General features: G+C 75.8%; 1 protein-coding gene. It reads right to left on the reverse strand.

Annotated features, from left to right (window positions below; all coding sequences use genetic code 11):
* Positions 1 to 9534 (reverse strand): non-ribosomal peptide synthetase (locus tag GPJ59_RS28345; RefSeq protein ID WP_219670548.1); only part of this gene is annotated, 9534 nt, incomplete at both ends.

A 9534-nucleotide genomic window follows, 5' to 3' on the forward strand; every position in this document is an offset into this window, starting at 1 on the left:
GCCGCTTGATGCCGGGGGTGTCCTCGCGGACGACCACGGCGGACCGGGCGGCGCCCTCGTAGCGGGCCAGGACGGCCTCGATCTCACCGAGCTCGATGCGGAAGCCGCGCACCTTGACCTGGTCGTCGGACCGGCCCAGGTAGTCGAGCTGCCCGTCGCGGGTCCAGCGGACCGTGTCGCCGGTCCGGTACATCCGGGTGCCCGCGGGCCCGTACGGGTCCGCGACGAAGCGCTCGGCCGTCAGGTCGGCGCGGCCGAGGTAGCCGCGTGCCAGACCGGCGCCCGCGATGTACAGCTCGCCGGCCACGCCCGGGGCCACCGGCCGCAGCCGCTCGTCCAGGACGTAGGTGCGGGCGTTGCCGACGGGCCGGCCGACCAGCGGCCGGGAGGTGTCCGAGGTGCGGGCGGTGGCCGTGTCGACGGTGGCCTCGGTCGGGCCGTACAGGTTGTAGCCGGTGACGCCCGGGGTCCGGGCGAGCTCCTGCCACAAGGCGGGGCTCACTGCTTCCCCGCCGAGGGCGAGGATGCGCGGGCGGGCCTGCTCGTCGCGGACGAGGCCCTCCTCCAGCAGCTGCTCCGCGTAGGACGGGGTGAGCTCCATGAAGTCGATGCCGTGCGCCCGGACGTAGCCGACGAGCGCGGGCGCGTCGCGGCGGGTGTCGTCGTCGACGAGGTGCAGCTCGTGCCCGGCGACCAGCCACAGCAGCGGGTCGAGGGAGGCGTCGAAGGAGACGGCGGCGGTGAGCGCGGCCCGCAGGGGGCGGCCGGCGGCCGCGGTCTCGGCCGCGTACAGCTCGTCGACGTGGTGGTGGAAGAGGTTCACCAGGCCCGCGTGCGGGACGACGACGCCCTTGGGGCGGCCGGTGGAACCGGAGGTGTGGATGACGTACGCCGGGTGGCGCGACTCCAGCGGGCGGACCCGGCCGGTGTCGGCGGGGGCGGTGTCGGGCAGGGTGCGCAGGGCCTGCGTGACGGCGGGCGACTCCAGGTCGATGCGGATGCCGCCGCGGTCCAGGGGGAGCGTGTCCCGGGCGTCGGCCGCGGTGATCACGGCCGCGGTGCCGGCGTCCTGGAGCACCTGGGCGATGCGGTCGGCGGGGTGGGAGGGGTCGACGGGGACGAACGCGGCACCGGCCTTGGCGACCGCGAGCACGGCGGTGACGAGGTCGGCGGTGCGGGGCAGGGCGACGGCGACGTAGTCCTCGGCGCCGATGCCGTGTCCGGCGAGCAGGTGGGCCAGCCGGTTGGCGCGGGCGTCGAGCTCGGCGAAGGTCAGCCGGTCGGCGCCGGCCACCAGCGCGGTCCGGTCCGGGGTGCGCTCCGCCTGCCGCTCGAAGAGGTCGGGCAGGGTGTCGGCGGGCACCGGGCGGGCGGTGTCGTTCCAGTCGGCCAGCACCGTGCGGCGCTCGGCGTCGGTGAGGACGTCGAGCCGGGACAGCGGCTGGTCGGGCCGGGTGACCAGCTCGGCCAGGGTGCGGGTGAAGCGGTCCGCGAGGTCGGCGACGGTCTCCCGGTCGAAGAGGTCGGTGGCGTACTCGATGCGGCCGCCGATCCCGGCGGCGGCGCCGTCGGCGGTGAACTCCTCGGCGAGCTGGAAGGACAGGTCGAACTTGGCGCCGTCGACGGTGACCTGGTGCGGTGCGACGGCGAGGCCGTCGAGGTCCAGGGCGGCGGCGGCGTTGTTCTGCAGGGAGAGCATGACCTGGAACAGCGGGTGGCGGGCCAGGGAGCGCTCGGGGTTGAGCAGTTCCACCAGCCGCTCGAACGGCACGTCCTGGTGGGCGTACGCGGCGAGGTCGGACTCCCGGACCCGGTCCAGCAGTTCGCGGAACGTGGGGTCGCCGGAGACGTCGGTGCGCAGCACCAGGGTGTTGACGAAGAAGCCCACGAGGTCGTCGAGGGCCTCGTCGGTGCGGCCCGCGATCGGGGAGCCGATCGGGATGTCGGTGCCGGCACCGAGCCGGTCGAGCAGGGCCGCCAGGGCCGCCTGGACCACCATGAAGACGCTGGCGCGGGAGGTGCGGGCGAGCTCGGCGAGCCGGGCGTGGGCCTGCGCCGGCAGGTGCAGGGGCACGGTGTCGCCGCGGAAGCTCATCTCCGCGGGGCGCGGGCGGTCGGTGGGCAGGGCCAGCTCCTCGGGGAGCCGGTCCAGGGTCTGCCGCCAGTAGCCGATCTGGCGGGCGAGTTCGCTGCCCGCCTCGTCCTCGTCGCCGAGGACGTCACGCTGCCACAGGGTGTAGTCGGCGTACTGGACGGGCAGCGGCTCCCGGGCGGGGGCCCGGCCTTCGCGGCGGGCCCGGTACGCCTCGGCGAGGTCGCGGGCCAGCGGCGCCATGGACCAGCCGTCGGCGGCGATGTGGTGGACGACCAGCAGCAGGACGTCCGTGTCCGCGTCCACCGTGAACAGGTGGGCGCGCACCGGCACTTCGGTGGCGAGGTCGAAGTCGCGGGCGGCCGCCTCGGCGAGCGCCTGCTCCGTGTACGGGGCGGTGTGCAGGGCCGGCCGCACGGTGTCGGCGGCGAGGACCTGCTGGCGGGGGTGGCCGTCGGTGTCGGGGAAGACGGTGCGCAGCGCCTCGTGGCGGGCCACGACGTCGCCCAGGGCGGCGGTCAGGGCCTCGGTGTCGAGGGCTCCGGTGAGCCGGACGGCCAGCGGCAGGTTGTAGGTGCCGCTCCGCTCCTCGAAGCGGTTGAGGAACCACAGCCGGCGCTGGGCGGGCGACAGCGGCACGGACTCCGGCCGCACCTGTGCCACCAGGGCCGGGCGGGCGGGCTCGCGTCCCGCGTCACCGAGACGCTCCGAGAGTGCGGCGACGGTCGGGGTCTCGAACAGGGTGCGGACGGCGAGTTCGGCGCCGAAGAGGGTGCGGATGCGGCTGACGACCCGGGTGGCGAGCAGGGAGTGCCCGCCGAGGTCGAAGAAGCTGTCGTCTATGGAGACCGTGTCGACGCCGAGGATCTCGGCGAAGAGCGCGGTCAGCTGCTCCTCCTGCGGGGTGCGCGGGGCGCGTCCGGTGCCGGCCGCGGCCCCGAAGTCGGGGGCGGGCAGGGCGCGCCGGTCGAGCTTGCCGTTGGGGTTGAGCGGCAGCGCGGCGAGCGTGACGAAGGCGGACGGGACCATGTACTCGGGCAGGGCGGCGGCCACGTGGGCGCGCAGGCCGGCGGCGTCCGCCACGGCCGCGGCGCCGGCCGCGGGCACGGTGTAGGCGACGATGCGCTGGTCGCCGGGGGTGTCCTCGCGGACCACCACGGCCACCTGGGCGATGCCGGGGTGCCGGGCGAGGACGGCCTCGATCTCGCCGAGCTCGATGCGGAAGCCGCGCACCTTGACCTGGAAGTCGGTCCGGCCCAGGTACTCGATCTGGCCGTCGGCGTTCCAGCGGACCAGGTCGCCGGTGCGGTACATGCGCGAGCCGGCCGGGCCGTACGGGTCGGCGACGAAGCGCTCGGCGGTCAGGCCGGGCCGGCCCAGGTAGCCGCGGGCCAGGCCGGAGCCGGCGAGGTAGAGCTCGCCGGCGACGCCGGGCGGCACCGGGCGCAGGCCCTCGTCGAGCACCAGGGCCCGGGTGTTCTGCCGGGGCCGGCCGATGGGCGGAGTGCGGTCACCGGAGCTCCGGCCGGGCTCGTCGTACCAGGCGGTGGCGTAGACGGTGGCCTCGGTGGGCCCGTAGATGTTGGCCAGAGCCGCGCCGGGCACGGCCGCGCGGATGGCGTCGGCGGTGTGGGCGGACAGGCCCTCGCCGGCGAGGACGACGAGGTCGGCGCCGAAGCCGGGGGCGTCGGACTGCGCGATGGTGTGGGCGAGCGCCGAGGGAACGGCGCTGACCAGGCTGTAGTGGCGGCCGGGGGCGGCCTCCAGCAGGGCGAGCACGTCGCGGACGATCTCGATGCGGCCGCCGGTCAGGAGCGGGCCGAACATCTCGAAGACGGAGACGTCGAAGTTGAGCGAGGTCGCGGCGAGGACGTCGGAGAGCCGCTCGGCGCCGATCGCGGACGCGGCCCAGGCGGCGAAGTCGGCGACGTTGCGGTGGGCGACGACGACGCCCTTGGGGCGGCCGGTGGAGCCGGAGGTGTAGATGGCGTAGGCGGGGTGGCGCACGTCGAGCGGGCGGACCCGCTCGGCGTCGGTCACGTCGCCGTCGCCCTGCGCGGCCAGCCGCTCGCACACCGCGTCGTCGTCCAGCAGCAGGGTACGCACGCCCCCGGGCAGGACGGCCGCGGCCTCGGCGGTGGTGACCACGAGCGCGGGCCGGGCGTCGGCCAGCATGTACGCGATGCGGTCGGCCGGGTAGCCGGGGTCGACGGGCAGGTAGGCGGCGCCGGACTTCAGTACGGCCAGCAGCGCCACGATCATGTCGGCGGTGCGCGGCAGGGTCAGTGCGACGAACCGCTCGGGGCCGGCGCCCTCGGCGATCAGCAGCCGGGCGAGCCGGTTGGCGCGGGCGTTCAGTTCGCCGTAGGCCAGCTCCCGGCCGGCGTGCAGCACGGCCGGGGCGTGCGGGGTACGGGCGGCCTGTGCCTGGAACAGCTCGGGCACGGTGGCGTCGGCGACCTCGCGGCCGGTGTCGTTCCACTCGTCCAGGACGCGGGCGCGCTCGGTGTCGGTGAGGATGTCGACGGCGGCGACCGGCAGCTGCGGGTCGGCGGTGACGGCGTCCAGCAGCCGGCCCAGGCGGGCGCCGATCGCCTCGGCGGTGGCGCGGTCGAAGAGGTCGGCGGAGTACTCCACGACACCGCGCAGCCCGGCCGGGCCGCCCTCGGCGGTGAAGGTCTCCTCCAGGGAGAACAGCAGGTCGAACTTGGCTGCCTCCAGGCGCACCGGCAGTGCGGTGGCGCGCAGGCCGTCGAGGTCGAGGGTGGCTTCGGCGTTGTTCTGGAAGGCCAGCATCACCTGGAACAGCGGGTGGCGGGCCAGGGAGCGCGCCGGGTTGAGCACCTCGACCAGCCGCTCGAACGGCACGTCCTGGTGGGCGTACGCGGCGAGGTCGGACTCCCGGACCCGGTCGAGGAGTTCGGCGAAGGTGGGGTCGCCGGACAGGTCGGTGCGCAGGACGAGGGTGTTGACGAAGAAGCCCACCAGGTCGTCGAGGGCCTCGTCGGTCCGGCCGGCGATGACGCTGCCGACGGGGATGTCCTCGCCGGCGCCGAGCCGGCCGAGCAGGGCGGCCAGCGCCGCCTGGACGACCATGAACACGCTGGCGTTGTGGGCGCGGGCGACGGCGGTGATCCGCTCGTGCACCTCGGCGGGGACGGTCAGCGGGGCGGACCCGCCGCGGTAGCCGGCCTCGGCGGGGCGGGGCCGGTCGGTGGGCAGGGCCAGTTCCTCCGGCAGCCCGGCGAGGGCGGTGCGCCAGTGGTCGATCTGGCGGGCGAGCGGGCTGTCGGGGTCGGCCTCGTCGCCGAGGACCTCCCGCTGCCACAGGGTGTAGTCGGCGTACTGGACCGGCAGCGGCTCCCAGGCGGGGGCGTGGCCGGCGCACCGGGCGTCGTAGGCGGTGCCCAGGTCGCGGGCGAAGGGGGCCAGCGACCAGCCGTCGCCGGCGATGTGGTGCAGGACGACGACCAGGACGTGCTCGGTGGGCGAGATCCGCAGCAGCCGGGCCCGCAGCGGGGCCTGGGCCGTCAGGTCGAAGCCCTCGGCGACCGCGTCGGCGAGCGCCGCGTCGAGGTCGTCGGCGGCCAGTTCGACGACGGGCAGCGCGGGCGCGGACACCCCGGCCGGCAGCACCCACTGGCGTGGTCGGCCGTCCAGCTCGGGGAAGACGGTCCGCAGGCTCTCGTGCCGGTCGGTGACGTCTCCCAGGGCGGCACGCAGCACGGCCGGGTCGAGGTCGCCGTCGAGGCGGAGGGCCAGCGGCAGGTTGTACGAGGCGCTCGGGCCCTCGAACCGGTTCAGGAACCACAGCCGGCGCTGGGCGGGCGAGAGCGGGACCTCCTCGGGCCGCGGCCGCGCGGTGAGCGCCGTACGGGCCCGGCCGGCGCCCGCGATCCGGGTCGCGAGGGAGGCGACGGTGGGGGCCTCGAACAGGCTGCGGACGGCGAGTTCGACGCCGAAGACCGGGCGGATCCGGCTGACCAGGCGGGTCGCGAGCAGCGAGTGGCCGCCGAGGTCGAAGAAGCTGTCGTCGACCGAGACCGCGGGCAGGCCCAGGATCTCGGCGAACAGCCCGGCGAGGATCTCCTCCTGCGGGGTCCGCGGCGTCCGGCCGCCGGCGCCCGCCGCGAGGTCGGGGGCGGGCAGGGCCCGCCGGTCGACCTTGCCGTTGCCGGTCAGCGGGAGCGTGTCCAGGGACACGTACGCGGAGGGCACCATGAAGGCGGGCAGCCCGTCGGCGGCGTGCTCGCGCAGCTCGGCCGGGGACGCCGCGGAGCCCGGGGCGGGCACGGTGTAGGCGACGATGCGCTGGTCGCCGGGGATGTCCTCGCGGACCACCACGGCCACCTGGGCGATGCCGGGGTGCCGGGCGAGGACGGCCTCGATCTCGCCGAGCTCGATGCGGAAGCCGCGCACCTTGACCTGGTCGTCGGTCCGGCCGAGGTAGTCGACGTGGCCGTCGGCGTTCCAGCGGGCCAGGTCGCCGGTGCGGTACATGCGCGAGCCGGCCGGGCCGTACGGGTCGGCGGTGAAGCGCTCGGCGGTCAGGCCGGGGCGGCCGACGTAGCCGCGGGCGAGACCCGCGCCGGCGATGTACAGCTCACCCGCGACGCCCTGCGGCACGGGGCGCAGCGCGGCGTCGAGGACGTAGACGCGCATGCCGTCCAGCGGGCGGCCGATGGGCACGCTGTCGGTGACCTCGGCGGCCGCGAGGACGCGGTGGGTGGTGGCGAACGTGGTGGTCTCCGTGGGGCCGTAGCCGTCCACGACCGTCAGGCCGGGGCAGGCCTCCAGGACACGGCGGACCGCGGCGGCGGGGACGACGTCGCCGCCGGTCCACACCTGGCTGACCCGGGCCAGGCAGCCCGGCCCGTCCTCGGCGATCAGCCGGAACAGACCGGCCGTCAGCCACAGGGCGGTGACGCCGTGGCGGGTCACGATCTCGCGCAGGCGGACCGCGTCGAGATCCCCGGCAGGGGCGACGACGACCTGGCCGCCGCCGAGCAGCGGCACCCACAGTTCGTAGGTGGAGGCGTCGAACGCGGTGGGCGAGTGCAGCAGCACCCGCTCGTGCCCGGACGTGAAGCGGCGGTCCTCGGCGAGGGCGACGATGTCGCGGTGGGTGACGCCGACGCCCTTCGGCAGGCCGGTGGAACCGGAGGTGAACATGACGTACGCCAGCTGGTCCGGGTCGACGGACACGGCCGGGTCGTGCACGGGGCCGGCGGCGAGCGCGGGGCCGGCCTCGATCACGGTGAGGTCCGCGGCGTCGGAGGCGTCGGCGCCGTGCGTGAGCACCTCGGCCGCGGCGGCCGAGTCGGCGACCAGGACGGTGGCGCCGGTCTCGGCGAGGATGTGCCGCATCCGGGCCTCGGGGAAGCGCGGGTCGAGCGGTACGTACGCGCCGCCGGCCTTGAGGACGCCGAGCACGGCCGCGACCAGCTCGGGCGAGCGCTCCATCAGGAGGGCCACCCGGCCCTCCGGGCGCAGGCCGGCGGCGATCAGGCGGTGCGCGAGGCGGTTGGCGCGGGCGTCCAGCTCCCGGTACGAGAGGGTGCCCTCGTCGGACACGACGGCCTCGGTGGCCGGCGCCCAGGAGACCAGGTCGGCGAACAGGCCGGTGACGGCCCGGTCGGCGAGGGCGTCGTCCCGCGCCGTGTCGTTGAACTCGACGAGCAGCCGGTCGCGCTCGGCGTCGCCGAGCAGCGGGACCCGGCCGACCGGGGTGGCCAGCAGGGCGGGGGCGCCCTGGAGGACGCCGGTCAGGCGGTCGACGAGGGCGTGCGCGGCCGGCGCGTCGAAGACGTCGCTGCGGTAGTCCAGGCGCAGCTGGAGGCGCTCTCCGGGGACCGCGGTGAGGATCAGCGGGTAGTGGGTCGCGTCGTGGCCTTCGATGCCGGTGACCCGCAGGCCGCCGCCGATCTCCAGCACGTCGGCATCGAGGGGGTAGTTCTCGAAGACGACGAGGGTGTCGAAGAGTTCCCCGAGGCCGGTGGCCTGCTGGAGGTCGGTCAGGCCCAGGTACTGGTGGTCCATCAGCCCTGCCTGCTGGGCCTGGAGGCGGTCCAGCAGGGCGCCGAGCGGCTCGGCCGGGTCGAGGGCGACCCGGACCGGCAGGGTGTTGATGAACAGGCCGACCATCGACTCGATGCCGGGGACCTGCGGCGGGCGGCCGGAGACGGTACCGCCGAAGACCACGTCGCTGCGGCCGGTGAGCTGGCCGACGACCATCGCCCAGGCCGCCTGGAGGAGGGTGTTGAGGGTGAAGCCGCCGGCCCGGCTGAGGTCGGTGAGCTGCGCGGTGAGCTCGGCCGGCAGGTCCACGGTGACCCGGTCGGGCGCGGCGGGGCCGGCGTCGTGGCCGGCGGGCGCGACCAGGGTGGGCTCGTCCAGGCCGTCGAGGACCTCGCGCCAGGCGGCCTCGGCGGCGCCGCGGTCCTGGCCGGCGAGCCAGGTCAGGTAGTCGTGGGTGGGGGTGACGCGGGGCAGGGCGGAGCCGTCGCCGGAGCGGCTGTAGAGGGTCAGCAGCTCCTTGACGAGGACGGGCATCGACCAGCCGTCGACCAGGATGTGGTGGTTGGTCAGGACCAGCCGGTGCCGCTCGGCACCGGTCCGCAGGAGCGCGAAGCGCAGCAGCGGGGCACGGGCCGGGTCGAAGCGCACGGCCCGGTCCTCGGTGGTCCAGGCGGTGACGGCGTCGGCGCGCTCGGCCTCGGGCAGACCCGTGAGGTCGATCTCGGTCCAGGGCAGCTCGACGTGGGCCGGGACGACCTGGACGGGGGCGGTGAGACCGCCGTCGCCCCGGAAGGCGGCGCGCAGCGCCGGGTGCCGCGCCAGCAGGGTCTCGGCGGCGGCGCGCAGCGAACGCGGACGCAGCGGACCCTCGATGTCGAGGGCGAGCTGGACGGTGTAGACATCCTCGCCCTCGGTGTCGTAGACGGCGTGGAAGAACAGGCCCTGCTGGAGCGGCGAGAGCGGCAGCAGGTCGGCCAGGGGGCCGTGGTAGGCCTCCAGCGATTCGATCTGCTCCTGGGTGACCGACACCAGCGGACGCACGTCGGACGGGGTCAGACCGCCGGCGTCGGTCGCCGCGGCGTGGGCGGCCAGGGCGCGCAGCGCCTCGAACCAGCCCTCGGCCAGGACCTGGACCTCGTCCTCGGTGAACAGAGCGGCCGGCCAGGACCAGTCGGCCACGAGCCGGGGGCCGTCGGCGTGGTCCTGGGTGACGGCGTTGAGGTCGAGGACGTGCGTCAGGCGCATGCCTGCTTCGCGGCCGTCGCCGAGGTCGGCGTCGGAGCGCAGGGCCCAGTCGGCGCCCGCGCCGTCACCGGCGGTGGCGTCGAAACGACCCAGGTAGTTGAACCCGATCTGCGGGGCCGGCAGCTCCGCCAGAACGGCGGCCGCCTCGGCGTCGGTGTACCGCAGGACGCCGTAGCCGA

Source organism: Streptomyces bambusae, from assembly GCF_019400985.1.
GTDB lineage: Bacteria > Actinomycetota > Actinomycetes > Streptomycetales > Streptomycetaceae > Streptomyces > Streptomyces bambusae_A.